Source organism: Mycolicibacterium xanthum, from assembly GCF_019710635.1.
Lineage (GTDB): Bacteria > Actinomycetota > Actinomycetes > Mycobacteriales > Mycobacteriaceae > Mycobacterium > Mycobacterium xanthum.
The window spans coordinates 37,472-55,014 of sequence record NZ_JAIFZS010000013.1 but is presented as its reverse complement, the minus strand read 5'-3'; the positions used below and the strand labels follow the sequence as shown (position 1 = coordinate 55,014).

Here is a 17,543-nt window from a genome sequence, read left to right as displayed (position 1 = left end):
AAATGTCGCATTCGGATGGGATAACGTCGTTCTTCGATTCCGAGGAGAGTGATCCACGTGACCGACACCGCCGTCGATACCGTCACCGCGCGCTACGCCGGACGCCGGGTCGAACGTGTCGAAGACGGCCGTCTTCTCACCGGTCACGGCACGTTTGTCGACGACATCACCAGGCCGGGCATGCTGCACGCCTGCTTCGTGCGCAGCCCGTACGCCCACGCGGCCATCCGGCGGTTCGACGCCTCGGCCGCGCTGGCACTGCCGGGCGTGCACGCGGTGTTCACCGCCGCCGACCTGAACCCCGACGTCCGGGAGGCCTGGCACGCGGTTGCGGGCAAGAATGTTCCCGACACTCCACGCCCGCCGCTGGCCGAGGGTGAGGTCAAGTTCGTCGGCGACCCGATCGCCCTGGTCGTCGCCGAGAGCCGCTACCTCGCGGAAGACGCGATCGAGCTGATCGACGTCGACTACGATCCGCTGCCCGCCGTCGCCGACTTCACCAAGGCGGTCGGGCCCGGTGTCCCGGTCGTGCACGGGGCCTACCCCGACAACGTGGCCGGCGGGATGGGCGGCGCGCCCCCGGACGAGGACACCTTCGCCGGCGCCGCGCACGTCGCGTCGGCCCACGTCTACCAGCAGATCCACACCCCGGTGCCGATCGAGACACGCGGGATGGTGGTCGAGTGGCAGGCCAGCACCGGCGAGCTGACCGTGTGGGCGTCCACCCAGACCCCGCACGAACTGCGGGCGTTCGCCGCGCGGCTGCTGGGTGTCCCGGCCCAGCACGTCCGGGTCATCATGCGCGACACCGGTGGCGGGTTCGGCCAGAAGGTCGTCCCGATGCGGGAGGACATGTGCGTGCTGCTGGCGGCGCGGAAGGTGGCTGCGACGTCGAACGCGCATCGGGGCGCAGCGTCGCTGAAGTGGATCGAGGACCGCCGGGAGAACCTGATGTCGGCGGGGCAGGCCCGCCACGTCGACGGCGACGTGCGGATGGCCTTCGACTCCGACGGCACGATCCTGGCCGCCGACATCGATTTCGTCCAGGACGTCGGCGCCTACCCGACGCCGTACCCGGTGTTGACCACAGCCGCCATCGGGATGTTCTTCCCGGGTCCCTACCGGGTGCCCAAGGCCAGCTTCAACTACAAGACGGTGTTCTCCAACACCGCCGGGCTGGCCGCCTATCGCGGGCCGTGGCAGTACGAGACCCTGACCCGCGAGATCCTGCTCGACATCGCGGCCCGCAAGATCGGCATCGACCCGCTGGAGTTGCGCCGCCGCAACATCCTGCGCGGTGACGAGATGCCGTACTTCAACCCCAACGGCATGCCCTACGACCATGTCGCCCCCGCCGACACCCTCGAGCAGGCGGTGAAGATCCTCGACCACGAGGGATTCCGCAGGGCCCAGGCCGACGCGCTGGCACAGGGCCGCTACCTCGGACTGGGCTACTCGGCCTACATCGAGCCGACCGGCGCCGCGACCGGGAATCTGGCCTCCGAGGGCGCGATCATCAGGATGGAATCGACCGGCAAGATCAACGTCTACGTCGGCGGCGGATCGAGTGGCAACAGCATCGAGACCACCGTCGTACAGCTGACCGCCGACGCGCTGGGCGCCGACATCGCCGACGTCGCTGCCACCCAGGGCGACACCGAGGTAACGCCCTACGGAGCGGGTACCCAGGGCAGCCGCAGCGGGCCGATGACGGCGGGCGCGGTCAGCGAGGCCGGCGCGATCCTGCGCGGGCAGCTCGTCGCGATGGCCGCGGCACGGCTCGGCACCGACGAATCCGCGATCGAGCTGGTCGGCTCGAAAGCCGTTGTGCGCGATGACCCGTCGAAGTCGGTGAGCTTCGCCGACATCGCCTACCGGGCCTACTACGAACCCCAGCAGCTACCTGCCGGGATGTCGGCGACGCTGGAGGCGACCGCCCGATTCACCGCACCGCCGACCGCACCCATCCACTGGGCCAACGCCACCCACGCGTGCACCTGCGAGGTCGACATCGAGACCGGCCATGTCACGCTGACCCGCTACATCGTCAGCGAGGACGTCGGCCCGATGATCAACCCGAACATCGTCGAGGGCCAGATCGCCGGCGGCACCGTGCAGGGCATCGGCGGCGCACTGCTGGAGCAGATGTCCTACGACGACGACGGCAACCCGCTGTCCTCGACGTTCGTCGACTACCTGTTGCCCACCACGACCGAGGTGCCCGCGATCGAGTACGGGCACGTGGAGATCCCCGGGCCCGGTGTCGGCGGATACAAGGGCTGCGGCGAGGGCGGCGCGATCGGATCCACCCCGGCGGTGATCAACGCGATCAACGACGCGTTGGCCCCGCTGGGCGTCACGATCACCCGACTGCCCGCCACCCCGGCCGCGATCGTCGAGGCCGTCGAGCAAGCGCAGAAGTAGAGCCAGAGTGGAGCAATCATGGAGTTAGTCAACGAATTTCGGGTGCCCGTCCCGGCCGCGACGGCGTGGACGGTGCTGACCGATGTCGAGCGGGTCGCGCCCTGCATCCCCGGGGCCAAGCTGGTGTCGGTCGACGGCGACGACTTCACCGGGGAGGTCAAGGTCAAGGTCGGCCCGATCACGGTGTCCTACCAGGGCGAGGCCACCTTCACCGAGAAGGACGAGGCCGCCCAGCGGGTCGTCATCACGGCCACCGGCAAGGAGACCCGCGGCAGCGGCAACGCGGCCGCACTGGTCACCGCCCAGCTCAAGGACGAGGGCGACGTGACCGGAGTTGTGATCACCACCGACCTGACGATCTCCGGTAAGGCGGCGCAGTTCGGCCGCGGCGTGCTCGCCGATGTCGCGGCCAATCTGATCGGCCAGTTCGCCCAGCGACTGGAAGCAGACGTGCTGGGCGGCGCACCCGCCCCTGCGAACGCGGCCGCGGCCGCCCAGCCCCAAGCGGTCGCCACCGACGATTCCGTCGACCTGTTCAAGGTCGTCGCGGTGCCGGTGGCGAAGCGATACGCCCCCGTGCTGGCAGGGGTGGCGGTCGGCCTGGCCGCCGGCTTCCTGCTGGGCCGGCGCCGCAGGCGGTCCCACCTCCCGCCGGCCCTCGACGACCTGCTGGCCGCCCTGTCCCGGCTCACGTCATGAAGGCCGCCGCGTTCGCCTACCACCGGCCGGACTCGGTGAAAGAGGCCGTCGATATCCTCGCCGAGCTCGGCGAGGACGCGAAGATCCTCGCCGGCGGGCAGAGCCTGGTCCCGATGCTGGCGATGCGGCTGACCCATTTCGAGAACCTGATCGACATCTCCCGGCTCGACGAGCTGTGCGGCATCGACCTCGTCGACGGTGCGGTCCGGATCGGGGCCACGACGTCGCACGCGCTGGTCGGCCTGGACGACGAGGTGGCCGACTCGGTGCCGCTGCTGACGTTGGCCACCCCGCACATCGGTCACTTCCAGATCCGCAGCCGGGGCACCCTGGGCGGCGCGATCGCCCACGCCGACCCGGCCGCCGAGTACGCGGCCGTCGCGCTGGCCCTCGACGCCCGCGTCGAGGCGACGTCGTCGCGCGGCCACCGCGAGATCCCGGCGGGCGAGTTCTTCACCGGGCTGTGGGAGACCGCACTGGCCGGTGACGAGATCCTTACCGCGGTGCGGTTTCCGGTGTGGCCGGGCCGGTGCGGGTTCGCCGTCGAGGAGTTCGCGCGCCGCCACGGCGACTTCGCGATCGCTGGCGCCACCGTCGGGGTCCAACTCGACGGCGACGACCGGGTCGCGCGCTGCGCGATCGGTCTGCTCGGGCTGGGTTCCACCCCGCTGCGGGGCACCGCGGCGGAGCGGGCGGTGCTGGGCCGCACCGTGACCGACCTGGACGACGCCGGCCTGGCCGAGGTCGGTCGCGTGGCGATGGGCGCGATCGACGACATTCCCGCCGACCTGCAGGGCTCGGCGGCCTACCGCGCCAAGGTCGGCTCCACGATGGTGGCGCGGGCGCTCGCAAAGGCGCTCGCCGCGGCGAACGGGAAGGGGTGACGGTGCACGAGACACCGGTCGAGATCACCGTGAACGGGCATCCGGCGCGACATGAGGTGGAGCCCCGCCTGACGCTGGCCGACTATCTACGGGAGAAGTGCGGGCTGACCGGCACCCACCTGGGCTGCGAGCACGGCGCGTGCGGCGCCTGCACCGTGCTGCTGGACGGTCAGGCGGTGCGCTCGTGCCTGATCTTCGCGGTGCAGGTCGACGGGCAGGACGTGACCACGGTCGAGGGCATCGCGGGCGAGTCGGGCGAGCTGTCGCCCGTGCAGGCCGCCATGCGCGAATGCCACGGCCTGCAATGCGGTTTCTGCACACCGGGTTTCGTCACCAGCATCACCGCGCTGCTGCGCGACAACCCGTCGCCCACCGACGAGGAGATCCGCGAGGGTCTGTCGGGCAACTTCTGCCGCTGCACCGGATATCAGGGCATCGTCAACGCGGTGAAGCGGGCCGCCGAACTCCAGGGTCAGGGCTAGCTCGCCACCGCGCCGAACGTGCATCAATGGCCACCGCGCCGAGTGTGCATCCACTGCGAAAAGTCGGCGATTCTTTCGCAGCCGATTCACACTCGGCGGCGCGCGCGAGCTAGCTGGGCATCACCCCGCGCAGGCCCTCCGCGCCGAAGAGCGGCTCCAGCATCGCCGACAGGTCGGGGCCGCGGCGCAGTCCGTGGCCCCCGTCGACGTTGATGACCTGGCCGGTGATGAAACTTGCCGCATCGCTGAGCAGGAACACCGCCAGATTGGCGACATCCTCCACCTCGCCCACCCGCGGCAGCGGCGTGCACGCTGCATAGTCCTCGCTGAGCGCCGGCGTGTCGATGATCGGCGCCACCATGTCGGTGCGGGTCAGCCCGGGCCGGATGCCGTTGACGCGCACCGACGACGGACCGAGCTCGTCGGCGGCCACCATCATCAGGTTGTCGAGCGCCGCCTTGCTCGGACCGTACGCGCCGAACCATCGGTGGGTGTTGCTCGACGCGATCGACGAGATGCCGATGAACGACCCGCCGCCGCCACGCACCATCTCCCGCGCGGCGTGCTTCAGCACGTACATCGTGCCGTTGACGTTGAGGTCTACGGTGTTGCGCCAGGCCGCGGAGTCGATCTGGGTGAGCGGGCCGATCGTCTCGGAGCCCCCTGCACTGTGCACGACACCGTCGAGCCGGCCGTGCCACGCGGTCGCGGCCTCCACCAGCCGCGTCACCTCGTCCTCATCGGTCACGTCGGCCGGTTCGTACATCAGCGAGCCTGCACCCGCACCGGCCGCGGCCTTGATCTCGTCCGCGGCCGCCGCGAGCTTGTCGGCGTTGCGGCCCGCCAGCACCGCGTTGCCGCCCGATCCCCCGATCGCTGTCGCCACACCCTTGCCGATACCGCTGCCACCACCGGTGACCAGGTATGTGCGACCAGCCAACGAGAGCAGCACGGAAGACCCCTTCGACGTACAAGTAGAACTAACTAGAACAGGTTCCAGTTATACGTCACGGTTCGTCGCGGCGGGCCGGCTTCGGGGCACCCAGTGTGCGCCAGTCCGGAACGTCGGGCGGCATCCCGACCGGCCAGCGGTTCTCGTTGTGCGCGGCCCAGTGCGCGTGCCCGAGCTCGTGGACGTGGAACGCGTGGCGCAGCGCCTCGGTGAAGCCCATCGCGTCGCTGGCCGCGTTCACCGAATCCTTCAGCAGCAGCGCACCCATCGTCGGCCGTTCGGCGATGCGGCGGGCGAACTGCAGGGTCTTGTCATCCAGCTCGTCCCGCGGGAACACCTTCGACACCATGCCCAGCCGGTACGCCTCGTCGGCGTCGATGCAGTCCCCGGTCAGCAGTAGTTCCTTGGTCTTGCGCGGACCGAACTCCCACGGATGGGCGAAGTACTCCACCCCGGGCATCCCCATCCGCACCCCGACGACGTCGCTGAACTTGGCGTCGTCGGCGGCCACGATCAGGTCGCACGCCCAGATCAGCATCAGTGCGGCCGAGATGGCGTTGCCCTGCACCTGCGCGATGGTGATCTTGCGCAGGTCGCGCCAGCGGCAGGTGTTCTCGAAGTAGTAGTGCCACTCCTGCAGGTAGGTCCGCTCGGCGACCGAGTCCCTGGTCGCGCCGTTGATCGTGAATGTCGGGTGCTGGCCGGGGCCGGGGGTGCGCTCGGCCAGCGCCTGCTCCGAACCGAGGTCGTGGCCGGCGGAGAAGTTCTTGCCGCGCGCCGCCAGGATCACCACGCGGACCTGGTCGTCGGCCTCCGCCCGGCAGAACGCCTCGTCCAGCTCGACCAGCAGCGTCCGCGATTGCGCGTTCTGCGCGTCCGGCCTGTTCAGCCAGATCCGCGCGATCCGCCCCTCATCGAGGGTTTCGTATGTCACCTGTTCCGGGTTCGCCACGCCGTCCACCCTACGACTGGGGTACATCGGCCCTGGCACCACCCGAACCGTCACATACAGTTGTGTCATGCCTGCGAAATCAGATCCCGCCGAGATCGGCGACGTCGAACCCATCGCCGACAGCACCGAACGGCAGGCCCGCCGGGTCGTCGCCGCCTACGCGACCGACGCCGACGAGTGCCGGATCTTCCTGTCGATGCTCGGTATCGGACCGGCGAAACTCGACGCGTAATGACCCTCCAGAGCGGTCCCGAGGCCCGCTCCGGAGGTGCCGACTTCGTCGTCGTGGCCAACCGGCTGCCGATCGACATGGTCAAGCTGCCGGACGGCACCACCGAGTGGCGGAGAAGCCCCGGCGGCCTGGTCACCGCACTGGAACCGCTGCTGCGGCGGCGCCGGGGCGCCTGGATCGGCTGGCCCGGGGTACCCCAGGATCCGCACCACCCGGACGCCGCCGACGACGAGGTGATCGAGCAGGACGGCATGCACCTGGTCCCGGTGCGGCTGTCGGCCGACGATGTCGCCCAGTACTACGAGGGTTTCTCCAACGCCACGCTGTGGCCGCTCTACCACGACGTCATCGTCAAACCGATCTACCACCGCCAGTGGTGGGACCGCTACGTCGAAGTCAACCGGCGTTTCGCCGAGGCCACCGCGGAGGCCGCGGCCGAGGGCGCGACGGTGTGGGTGCAGGACTACCAGCTGCAGTTGGTGCCCAAGATGCTGCGGATGCTGCGCCCCGACCTGATCATCGGGTTCTTTCTGCACATTCCCTTCCCCCCGGTTGAGCTGTTCATGCAGATGCCGTGGCGCACCGAGATCGTCGAGGGGCTGCTGGGCGCCGACCTGGTGGGGTTCCACCTGCCCGGTGGCGCCCAGAACTTCCTGATCCTGGCCCGGCGGCTGGCCGGCGCCAACACCTCCCGCGCCAGCATCGGGGTCCGGTCACGCTTCGGCCAGATCCAGGTCGGCTTCCGCACGGTCAAGGTCGGTGCGTTCCCGATCTCGATCGACTCCGCCGAGATCGACCAACACGCCCGCACCCGGCAGATCCGGCAACGGGCCCGCGAGCTCCGCGCCGAGCTGGGCAACCCGCGCAAGATCCTGCTGGGCGTCGACCGGCTGGACTACACCAAGGGCATCGACGTCCGGCTGCGCGCGTTCGCCGAGCTGCTCGCCGAGGACCGGATCAACCGCGAGGACACCGTGCTGGTCCAGCTGGCCACCCCCAGCCGCGAGCGGGTGGACAGCTACAAGGTGATGCGGGAGGACATCGAACGCCAGGTCGGACACATCAACGGTGAGTACGGCGAGGTCGGCCACCCGGTCGTGCACTATCTGCACCGGCCGGTGCCGCGCGATGACCTGATCGCGTTCTTCGTCGCGGCCGACGTCATGCTCGTCACCCCGCTGCGCGACGGCATGAACCTGGTCGCCAAGGAGTACGTGGCATGCCGCAGCGATCTCGGTGGGGCGCTGGTGCTCAGCGAGTTCACCGGCGCCGCGGCCGAGCTGCGCCAGGCCTACCTAACCAACCCACACCACCTCGAGGGCGTCAAGGACGCGATCGAGGCGGCGCTGAACCAGTCACCCCAGGAGGGCAGGCGCCGGATGCGCGCACTGCGCCGGCAGGTGCTGGCCCACGACGTCGACCGCTGGGCGCGATCGTTCCTCGACGCGCTGGCGGCGGCCGGGGCCGATCGGGCCTCCCCCGCTCAGATCGACGTGACGTAGCCGATCAGCGGCTGAGATCCGATGGGGCCGTCAGGCCGGATCACCCAGCCCCATCGGGGCCGAGAAGCTGCGCCGCGGATCGCGGTCGGCGAAGTAATCCCGCAACGTGCCCGACAGCTTCCCCGGGTCCCACGCATCGCCGTCGGCGCTGAACTGTTTCTCGGCCGTCGGCGCCGCGACGAGCGTCACCGTCGGACCGTAGACGATGAACAGCTGACCGTTGACGCCGTCGGCGGCCGGAGACGCCAGGAAGCGCACCAGGTTCACCACATGTTCGGGGGACAACGGGTCCACTGCGCCCTCCGGCAACTCCGGCACGTCGCCGAACACCCCGGCCGTCATCGCGGTGCGGGCCCGCGGGGCGATCGCATTGGCCCGCACGCCGAACCGTCCGAGCGCCCGCGCGGCCGACAGCGTCAGCGCGGTGATACCGGCCTTGGCCGCCCCGTAGTTGGGCTGGCCGACCGGACCGGACAGGCCCGCCTCCGACGAGGTGTTGATGATCCGCCCGTACACGGTGCCGGTTCCGCCGTCGCCCCCCTGTTTGGCCTTCGCCCGCCAGTACGTCGCGGCGTTGCGGGTCAGCAGGAAATGCCCGCGCAGGTGCACCGCGATGACGGCGTCCCAGTCCTCGTCGGTCATGTTGAACAGGATCCGGTCGCGGGTGATCCCCGCGTTGTTGACGACGATGGCCAGCCCGCCGAGCCCGTCGGCGGTCTCGACCAGCTCGTCGGCGGTGCCGCGCTGGCTGATGTCACCGGCGACGGCGACGCCCTTGGTTCCGGCGGCCGCGATCTCGTCGAGAACGTCCGAGCGGTCCAGCGCCGGGGCGACGTCGTTGACGACGACGCTGGCGCCCGCCCGGGCCAGGCCGATAGCCTCGGCACGGCCCAGCCCGGCTGCGGCTCCGGTGACGACGGCGACCAGCCCCGACAGATCGGCTTCGGTCCTGGGGTCGGTAGGAGTCAAGATACGAATGCCTCTAGTCGTGTCGGATCAGGGCGGCGCGCGGGCACTCGGCGATCGACTGCTCGGCCAGCGCCTCCTGCTCCGGCGGCACCGGATCGGCCTTCACCACGGCGTAGTCGTCGTCATCCAGCTCGAACAGGTCGGGGGCTATTCCGACGCAGACCGCATTGCCCTCGCAACGGTCACGATCAACTTCCACTCGCATGAGAACCTCCTGTCGGTAGTCTTGCACCACCCTGGACCCCAACACTAGAACGTGTTACAACCAGGAGAGGCCTGAGGTACCGCCTCGGCATCTGGACGGGCACCCGGATACAGGCTCGCAGACAGTGGAGGACGACGCGATGCGGATCGGCTACACCCCCGAACAGGAGGAGTTGCGCCGCGAACTGCGGGCCTACTTCACCAAGCTCATGACGCCCGAGCGCGCGGAGGCGCTGGCCTCCAACGACGGCGAGATGGGACGCGGCAACGTCTACCGCGACACGGTCGCCCAGATGGGTAAGGACGGTTGGCTGACGCTGTCGTGGCCCACCGAGTTCGGCGGACAGGCCCGCCCTCCGATGGACGGCCTGATCTTCAACGACGAGGCGGCGATCGCCAGCGTCCCGGTGCCGTTCCTGACCATCAACAGTGTCGCGCCGACCATCATGGCGTTCGGCACCGACGAGCAGAAGAAGTTCTTCCTGCCCCGCATCGCGTCGGGCGACCTGCACTTCTCGATCGGCTACTCCGAGCCCGGCGCGGGCACCGACCTGGCCTCGCTGCGTACCACCGCGGTGCGCGACGGAGACGATTACGTCATCAACGGCCAGAAGATGTGGACCAGCCTGATCGCCTATGCCGACTACGTCTGGCTGGCGGTCCGGACCAACCCCGAGGCCAAGAAGCACCGCGGCATCTCGATGCTGATCGTGCCGACGACCGCGGAGGGCTTTTCGTGGACGCCGGTGCACACCATGGCGGGCGTCGACACCAGTGCGACGTACTACCAGGATGTCCGCGTGCCGGTGACCGCCCTGGTCGGCGAGGAGAACGCCGGCTGGAAGCTGGTCACCAACCAGCTCAACCACGAGCGGGTCGCGCTCGTCTCGGCACAACCGATCTTCCTGGCGCTCAACGGTGTCCGGGAGTGGGCCCAGAACACCAAGGACGTCCACGGCAAGCGGTTGATCGACTCCGAATGGGTGCAGCTGAACCTGGCCCGCGTGCACGCCAAGGCCGAGGTGCTCAAGCTGATCAACTGGGAGTTGTCCTCCACCGACGCCTCGCCGTCCCCGGCGAACGCGTCGGCGGCCAAGGTGTACGGGACCGAGCTGGCCACCGAGGCCTACCGGCTGCTGATGGAAGTGCTCGGCACCGCGGCGACCCTGCGCACCGACTCCGCCGGTGCGCTGCTGCGCGGCCGGGTCGAGCGGATGCACCGCTCGTGTCTGATCCTGACGTTCGGCGGCGGGACCAACGAGATCCAGCGCGACATCATCGGCATGGTCGCGCTCGGGCTACCCAGGGTGAACCGGTAGGAAAGGGCAGACCACGATGGACTTTTCGAGCCCGGAAGCGGCCGACGACCTCGGCGGACTGGTGCGCACGATCACCGAGTCGGTGTGCACGCCCGAACACCAGCGCGCGCTCGACGGCGAAGAGCAACGGTTCGACCGCGCATTGTGGGGCAAGCTGATCGACGCCGACGTGCTGTCGGCGGCCGCGCCGGAATCGCTGGGGGGCGGCGGTTTCGGGCTGCTCGAGCAGGTCGCGGTGCTGGTGGCGCTGGGCAGGCAGATGGCCGCCGTGCCCTATCTCGAATCCGCGGTCCTGGCAGCCGGCGCGCTGGAGAAGTTCGGCTCCCGCCAACTGTGCGCCGACTGGGCGGCGCCGGCGGTTGCGGGGCAGAAGATCCTGACCGTCGCCCTGGACGGCGACATGGGTGAGGGTCCGGTGCAGGCGCATCCGGCCGACGGCGGCCACCGGCTGACCGGCAGCCGCACCCAGGTCGGCTACGGGCCGGTGGCCGATGCGTTCCTGGTGCCGGCGGAAACCGAGGCCGGCGCGGCGGTGTTCCTGGTAGCGGCCGGCGACCGGGGTGTGAGCGTCGAGGCGCTGAACACGACGGGCCGCGGCAGCATCGCCCACCTGACGCTCTCGGGTGTGCAACTCGGCGCCGACCGGATGCTCGGTGGGCCGGGAGACCCGATCGTCTCGTGGCTCTCGACGCTGGCCACGCTGGGCCGCAGCGCGTTTCAGCTCGGCGTCGTCGAGCGCGCGCTGGAGCTCACCGCGGCATACGCACGCGAACGCGAGCAGTTCGAACGGCCCATCGGCAGCTTCCAGGCCGTCTCGGCGCGGCTGGCGGACGGCTACATCGACGTCAAGGCGCTGCGGCTGACACTCACGCAGGCAGCCTGGCGAATGTCCGAGGGACTACCCGCCGAGGTGGACGTCAACACGGCGGCGTTCTGGGCGGCCGAGGCGGGCCACCGCGTCGCGCACACCACGGTGCACGTGCACGGCGGCGTCGGGATCGACACCGACCACCCGGTGCACCGGTACTTCCTGGCCGCCAAGCAGACCGAGTTCGCAGTCGGGGGTGCCACCGGAGCCCTGCTGCACATCGGTCGTGAACTGGCCGACACACCAGCCTGATTCGTGCCGGTGCACACCAGCCTCGGACCGACGGTGGCTTCGTTGTTGGAGCCGCTGGCCGACGTCGACGACCGCGGCGTGGCGGCCATCGACGGGGACGACGCACCGGTGTCCTACGCCAGTTGGCGGGACCACATCCAGGCCGGCGCCGATCTCGCGTCGGCGTTGCGGGACCGGCTGAATCCGGACCGTCCCCCGCATGTCGGCGTGCTGCTGGGCAACACCGCGTTCTTCGGCGCCGTGCTGGTCGCGGCGGCGCTGTCGGGCATCGTGGCCGTCGGGCTGAACCCGACGCGCCGCGGCGCGGCGCTGCAGCGCGACATCGACCATGCCGACTGCCAATTCGTGCTGGCCGATCGCGGCAGCGCCGTCGACGGGATCACCGCGCTGGATGTCGAATCACCCGGTTTCGCGGAGGAACTCCGCGCGCACGCGGGGGCGACGGTCCGTTTTCCGGACGCCGACCCCGATGACCTGTTCATGCTGATCTTCACCTCCGGCACCAGCGGTGATCCGAAGGCGGTGCGGTGCACCCACGAGAAGGTCGCGTTTCCGGGTGTGATGCTGGCGCAGCGGTTCGGGCTCGGGCCTTCGGACACCTGCTATCTGTCCATGCCGCTGTTCCACTCCAACGCGATCATGGCGGGCTGGGCGCCGGCGGTGGCGGCCGGGGCGTCGATCGTGTTGCGGCGCAAGTTCTCTGCGTCGCAGTTCATCGGCGACGTCCGGCGGTTCGGCGCCACCTACGCCAACTACGTCGGCAAGCCGCTGTCCTACATCCTGGCCACCCCGGAGCGCCCCGACGACGCCGACAACCCGCTGAGGGTGGCCTACGGCAACGAGGGCGCACCGCGCGACCTGTCCCGGTTCGCTTCTCGGTTCGGGGTGGAGGTGGTCGACGGCTTCGGGTCCAGCGAGGGCGGGGTGGCGATCGCCCGCACCCCGGACACCCCGGAGGGGGCACTCGGCCCGCTGGCCGACGGCGTGGCGATCGTCGACGTCGACACCGGCGCACCGTGCCCGCCCGGGGTGGTCGGTGAGTTGGTCAACACCGCGGGCTGCGGCCAGTTCCGGGGCTACTATCACGATCCCGGGGCCGAGGCCGAACGGATGACCGGCGGCGTCTACCACAGCGGCGACCTGGCCTACCGCGACGACGACGGATTCGCCTACTTCGCAGGACGATTGGGCGACTGGATGCGCGTCGACGGCGAAAACCTCGGCACCGCGCCGATCGAGCGGGTCCTGATGCGCTACCCCGGGGTGACCGAGGTGGCGGTGTACCCGATCCCCGACCCCACCGTCGGTGACCGGGTGATGGCCGCACTCGTGCTGCCCGATGCGGGTGATTTCGATCCGGCCGACTTCACCGGGTTTCTCCGGCGCCAGACCGACCTCGGGCCCAAGCAGTGGCCCGCGTTCGTCCGGGTGGCCACCAGCCTGCCCCGCACCGAGACCTTCAAGGTCGTCAAGCGGCAGTTGTCCGCCGACGGCCTCGACTGCCCGGACCCGGTGCACGAGATCCGGCGGACGTGACCCGCCACCCACGGAAGGGAACACCATGCCGGACTGGGATGAGAGCACCGATGTGCTGGTGGCAGGCTCGGGTGCCGGTGGGGTGACGGGCGCCTACACCGCGGCACGGGAGGGCCTCGACGTCGTCCTGGTGGAGGCGACCGACAAGTTCGGCGGCACCACCGCGTACTCGGCCGGCGGCGGAATGTGGTTCCCCGCCAACCCGGTCCTGCTACGGGCCGGCACCGACGACACCGTCGAGGACGCGCTGGAGTACTACACGGCGGTGGTCGGTGACCGCACCCCCAGGGACCTGCAGGAGACCTACGTGCGCAGCGGGGCGCCGCTGGTGGAGTATCTCGAATCCGATGAGCTGCTGAAGTTCCACCTGTTGCCCTGGCCGGACTACTACGGCAAGGCTCCCAAGGCGCGTGCCGACGGGATGCGGCACATGGCGGCCAAGCCGTTGCGGGTCTCCGCCGCACCGGATCTGCGGGAACTGGTGCGCGGGCCGCTGGACGTCGACCGGCTGGGCCGGGCGGTACCGGGGGACTACTTCGTCGGAGGACGCGCCCTGATCGCCCGTTTCCTGACCGCGATCGCCCGCTACCCGAACGCGAGCACCCGGCTCGGCACGGCCCTGACCGAGCTCGTGATCGACGACGGGACGGTCGTCGGGGCGGTCGTGCAGACCGACAGCGGACGCCGCGCGATCCGGACCCGGCGCGGCGTCCTGCTGGCCGCGGGCGGGTTCGAGCGCAACGACGAGATGCGGGCGCGCTACGGCGTGCCGGGAAGTTCGCGCGACACCATGGGGCCGTGGGGCAACCGTGGCCTGGCCCACCTCGCGGCGATGGCGGTCGGCGCCGACGTCGACCTGATGGACCAGGCGTGGTGGTCACCGGGGCTCACCCACCCCGACGGCTCCTCGGCCTTCGCACTGTGGTTCACCGGTGGGATCTTCGTCGACGATCACGGCAGACGCTTCGTCAACGAGTCGGCGGCCTACGACCGGCTCGGCCGCGCCGTGCTGGCCGCCGTCGACGACGGCTCGGTGACCCTGCCGTTCTGGATGGTCTACGACGACCGCGACGACAACGGCGGCGTCCCGCCGGTACAGGCCACCAACGTGTCGATGGTGGCGCCGCAGGCCTACGTGGACGCCGGCCTGTGGAGCACCGCCGACACGCTCGAGGAACTGGCCGGACAGATCGGGGTGCCGCCGAAGAACCTGGTGGATACGGTGTCCCGGTTCAACGAGTTCGTCCGCCTCGGCGTCGACGCGGATTTCGGCCGCGGCGACGAGCCCTACGATCGCGCGTTCTCCGGCGGTACCCCGCCGTTGTACCCGATCGAGCGCCCGCCGTTCCATGCGGCCGCGTTCGGGGTCTCCGATCTGGGCACCAAGGGCGGCCTGCGCACCGATACCGCCGCGCGGGTGCTCGACGCGGCGGACAATGTCATTCCGGGCCTGTACGCCGCGGGCAACACGATGGCGGCCCCCAGCGGGACCACGTACCCCGGGGGCGGCAATCCGATCGGCACCAGCATGGTCTTCAGCCATCTGGCGGTGCGGGACATGGCGAAAGGGAGCACCCATGAGTGAGGCGGTACGCGAGATCGACACCGGGGCGCCGATGACGCGCTTCGCCCGGGGCTGGCACTGCCTGGGCCTGGCCGACGCGTTCCGCGACGGTGAGCCGCACGGCATCGAGGCGTTCGGCACCAAGCTGGTCGTGTTCGCCGATTCCGGTGGCGCGCTGCAGGTCCTCGACGGGTACTGCAGGCACATGGGCGGTGATCTGTCCCGGGGCGCCGTCAAGGGCGACGACGTGGCCTGCCCGTTCCACGACTGGCGGTGGGGTGGTGACGGCAGGTGCACGCTGGTCCCCTACGCCAAGCGGACACCGCGGCTGGCCCGCACCCGCGCGTGGCCGACCACCGAGGTCAACGGTCAGCTGCTGGTGTGGCACGACCCCGAGGGCTCCACGCCGGCCGCCGAGCTGACCCCGCCGACCATCGAGGGGTACGACGCCGGCAGGTGGTCGCCGTGGCAGTGGAGCTCGGTGCTGATCGAGGGCGCGCACTGCCGCGAGATCGTCGACAACAACGTCGACATGGCGCACTTCTTCTACATCCACCACGCCTACCCGACCTACTTCAAGAACGTCATCGAAGGCCACACCGCCAGCCAGTTCATGGAGTCCAAGCCGCGGCCGGACTACACCGCCGATCCCGACAAGCTCTGGGAGGGAACGTATCTGCGGTCCGAGGCGACCTATTTCGGCCCGGCCTACATGATCAACTGGCTGCACAACGACCTCGGACCCGGTTTCACCGTCGAGGTCGCGCTGATCAACTGCCACTACCCGGTGACCCACAGCTCTTTCATGCTGCAGTGGGGGGTGGCGGTGGCCGAGATGCCGGGGTTGCCCGCCGACAAGGCGGAAAAGCTTGCCGCCGCGATGAACCGGACGTTCGGCGAGGGCTTCCTCGAAGACGTCGAGATCTGGAAGAACAAGACCCGCATCGACAACCCGCTGCTCACCGAGGAGGACGGTCCGGTCTATCAGCACCGCCGCTGGTATCGGCAGTTCTACGTCGACGCCGCCGACGTCACCGCCGAGATGACCGACCGCTTCGAGCAGGAGGTGGACACCACCCACGCCTACGATCTCTGGCAGCAGGAGGTCGAGGACAACCTGGCCAGGCTCGGCCGGAGCACCATCACCCCGTGACGCTGTTCAGCCGGCCAGCACCGCGTCGATGAGGTGCGGGCCCGGTTCGGCGAACGCGTCGCGCAACGCGGCGGCCAGATCCCCGGCGGTGTCCGCCCGCTGGGCCGGTACCCCCATGCCCTCGGCGATCTTGACGAAATCGATGGTGGGGCGCCCGATATCGAGCAGGTCCAGCGCCCGCGGACCGGGTGCGTCGGCGTTCGCGGCGCCGACCCGCTGGAGCTCGATGCGCAGGATCTGATAGGCGGCGTTGTCGAGGATGACGGTGGTGATGTCGAGGTTCTCCCGGGCCTGGGTCCACAGCGCCGAGATCGTGTACATCGCCGAGCCGTCGGCCTCCAGCGACAACACCGGCCGGTCTGGGGCGCCGATCGCGGCGCCGATCGCGGTGGGCATGCCGAAGCCGATCGCGCCGCCGGTCAGCGTCAGCACGTCGTGCGCAGGGGCCCCCGCCATGGCTTGCGGCAGCAGCACCCCGGAGGTGTTGGCCTCGTCGACGACGATCGCGTCCTCGGGCAGCAGAGCACCGATGACGTCGGCGAACGACACCACGGTGAGCGGACCGGTGGCCGGCTCGGGGCGACGGGCCGCGGCCACAGCCGCGACGGTGCCCGGTGCGAGTTCGTCGGCCAGTTCGTCGAGCGCGACGGCGGCCCCGCGATGCCCCGCCAGCGGATGCACCTGGCAGCCGTCGGGCACCAGGTCGCTGGGCCGGCCCGGGTAGGCGAAGAACGACGCGGGCCATTTCGCCCCGGCCAGGATCAGATGGCGGGCGCCGGCCAGCTGGGTCTCGGCGGCCTCGGCGAAGTAGGCCAGCCGTTCGACCACGGGCACCCCGGCCCCGCGCTCGAGGCGGGTGGGGAACGTCTCGCACAGCACCCGCGCCCCGGTGGCCTGTGCCAGCCGGACCGCGGCCGACAGTCCGGGTCGGCGGGTCGCGTCGCCGCCGATCAGCAGGACCGCGGGCTCGCCCGAACGCAGCGTCGCCGCGGCGGCGCCGACCGCGTCGGCGTCCACCCGCGGCGGCGGCAGCGGCGGCGCGACCGCGGAGCCGCCGCCGTCGGTCCAGGACACGTCGGCGGGCAGGATCAACGTGGCCACCTCGCCGCGTTCGGCGGCCTGGATCGCCGACACCGTGTCGGCCCCGACGTCGGCGCTGCTCAGGCTCCGGTGCACCCAGCCCGACACCGTGCCGGCCACCGAATCGATGTCGGATTCCAGCGGGGCGTCGAAACGCTTGTGGTAGGTGGCGTGGTCACCGACCACGGCGACCAGCGGGACGTGGGCGCGCCGCGCGTTGTGCAGATTGGCCAGTGCGTTGCCGAGTCCGGGGCCCAGGTGCAGCAGCACCGCGGCCGGTCTGCCCGTCATCCGGGCGTATCCGTCGGCGGCCCCGGAGGCCACGCCCTCGAACAGGGCCAGCACCCCGCGCATCGCCGGAACGGCGTCCAGCGCCGCGACGAAGTGCATCTCGGAGGTACCGGGATTGGCGAAGCACACGTCGACGCCGTTGTCGACCAGCGTGGTCAGCAGGGCCTGGGCACCGTTCAC

General features: G+C 70.3%; 16 protein-coding genes. 11 read left to right on the top strand and 5 right to left on the bottom strand.

The features are described 5' to 3' along the window. Positions 1-57: 57 nt before the first annotated feature. The 4 genes from JDV09_RS07900 to JDV09_RS07885 are packed head-to-tail and all read left to right on the top strand — an operon-like array spanning position 58 to position 4,489. On the top strand, positions 58-2,424 hold the full coding sequence (locus tag JDV09_RS07900; protein WP_221368570.1) for a xanthine dehydrogenase family protein molybdopterin-binding subunit: 2,367 nt from the start codon (positions 58-60) through the stop codon (positions 2,422-2,424). An 18-nt stretch (positions 2,425-2,442) separates the two neighbouring features. Then, positions 2,443-3,123, top strand: a complete 681-nt coding sequence (locus JDV09_RS07895) for an SRPBCC family protein (RefSeq protein WP_221368569.1) — start codon at positions 2,443-2,445, stop codon at positions 3,121-3,123. After that, a complete protein-coding gene (locus JDV09_RS07890) occupies positions 3,120-4,007 on the top strand; it encodes an FAD binding domain-containing protein (RefSeq protein WP_221368568.1) in 888 nt (295 codons plus the stop codon). The genes JDV09_RS07895 and JDV09_RS07890 overlap by 4 nt, the downstream gene beginning before the upstream one ends. Positions 4,008-4,009: 2 nt before the next feature. Then, positions 4,010-4,489, top strand: coding sequence for a (2Fe-2S)-binding protein (locus JDV09_RS07885; RefSeq protein ID WP_221368567.1), 480 nt, complete (start codon positions 4,010-4,012; stop codon positions 4,487-4,489). Between the two features lie 109 nt (positions 4,490-4,598). Here the strand turns inward: JDV09_RS07885 and JDV09_RS07880 are convergent, their stop codons facing one another. After that, positions 4,599-5,441, bottom strand: a complete 843-nt coding sequence (locus tag JDV09_RS07880) for an SDR family oxidoreductase (RefSeq protein WP_221368566.1) — start codon at positions 5,439-5,441, stop codon at positions 4,599-4,601. A 55-nt stretch (positions 5,442-5,496) separates the two neighbouring features. Next, a complete protein-coding gene (locus tag JDV09_RS07875) occupies positions 5,497-6,420 on the bottom strand; it encodes an enoyl-CoA hydratase (RefSeq protein ID WP_221368704.1) in 924 nt (307 codons plus the stop codon). Positions 6,421-6,460: 40 nt separating this feature from the next. Between JDV09_RS07875 and JDV09_RS07870 the strand changes: the two genes are divergently transcribed. Next, entirely contained in the window at positions 6,461-6,625 is a 165-nt protein-coding gene (locus JDV09_RS07870; RefSeq protein ID WP_221368565.1) for a hypothetical protein, read from the top strand. Beyond that, positions 6,625-8,127 carry an alpha,alpha-trehalose-phosphate synthase (UDP-forming) gene (locus tag JDV09_RS07865; RefSeq protein WP_221368564.1) on the top strand — a complete coding sequence of 501 codons (1,503 nt, stop codon included), beginning with the start codon at positions 6,625-6,627 and terminating at the stop codon, positions 8,125-8,127. The genes JDV09_RS07870 and JDV09_RS07865 overlap by 1 nt, the downstream gene beginning before the upstream one ends. 30 nt (positions 8,128-8,157) lie before the next feature. Here the strand turns inward: JDV09_RS07865 and JDV09_RS07860 are convergent, their stop codons facing one another. Continuing rightward, on the bottom strand, positions 8,158-9,096 hold the full coding sequence (locus tag JDV09_RS07860) for a 3-oxoacyl-ACP reductase (protein WP_255605020.1): 939 nt from the start codon (positions 9,094-9,096) through the stop codon (positions 8,158-8,160). A 13-nt stretch (positions 9,097-9,109) separates the two neighbouring features. Continuing rightward, positions 9,110-9,301 carry a ferredoxin gene (locus tag JDV09_RS07855; RefSeq protein ID WP_221368563.1) on the bottom strand — a complete coding sequence of 64 codons (192 nt, stop codon included), beginning with the start codon at positions 9,299-9,301 and terminating at the stop codon, positions 9,110-9,112. Between the two features lie 139 nt (positions 9,302-9,440). On the opposite strand from JDV09_RS07855, the gene JDV09_RS07850 reads away from it, so the two are divergent. The 5 genes from JDV09_RS07850 to JDV09_RS07830 are packed head-to-tail and all read left to right on the top strand — an operon-like array spanning position 9,441 to position 15,992. Then, positions 9,441-10,619 carry an acyl-CoA dehydrogenase gene (locus JDV09_RS07850; protein WP_221368702.1) on the top strand — a complete coding sequence of 393 codons (1,179 nt, stop codon included), beginning with the start codon at positions 9,441-9,443 and terminating at the stop codon, positions 10,617-10,619. Positions 10,620-10,635: 16 nt separating this feature from the next. Then, the gene (locus tag JDV09_RS07845) at positions 10,636-11,739 is read left to right on the top strand and encodes an acyl-CoA dehydrogenase family protein (RefSeq protein ID WP_221368562.1); all 1,104 of its coding nucleotides are present in this window, start codon (positions 10,636-10,638) and stop codon (positions 11,737-11,739) included. Between the two features lie 33 nt (positions 11,740-11,772). After that, positions 11,773-13,275 (top strand): long-chain-fatty-acid--CoA ligase FadD17, encoded by a 1,503-nt coding sequence (gene fadD17, locus JDV09_RS07840; protein WP_372452864.1) that lies wholly within the window; start codon positions 11,773-11,775, stop codon positions 13,273-13,275. A 25-nt stretch (positions 13,276-13,300) separates the two neighbouring features. Then, positions 13,301-14,860 (top strand): FAD-binding protein, encoded by a 1,560-nt coding sequence (locus JDV09_RS07835; RefSeq protein WP_221368561.1) that lies wholly within the window; start codon positions 13,301-13,303, stop codon positions 14,858-14,860. Further along, on the top strand, positions 14,853-15,992 hold the full coding sequence (locus JDV09_RS07830; RefSeq protein ID WP_221368560.1) for a 3-ketosteroid-9-alpha-monooxygenase, oxygenase component: 1,140 nt from the start codon (positions 14,853-14,855) through the stop codon (positions 15,990-15,992). The genes JDV09_RS07835 and JDV09_RS07830 overlap by 8 nt, the downstream gene beginning before the upstream one ends. A gap of 6 nt (positions 15,993-15,998) precedes the next feature. On the opposite strand, the gene JDV09_RS07825 is transcribed toward JDV09_RS07830, so the two are convergent. Then, complete coding sequence (locus tag JDV09_RS07825; protein WP_221368559.1) at positions 15,999-17,543, bottom strand: acetolactate synthase large subunit; 1,545 nt, start codon at positions 17,541-17,543, stop codon at positions 15,999-16,001.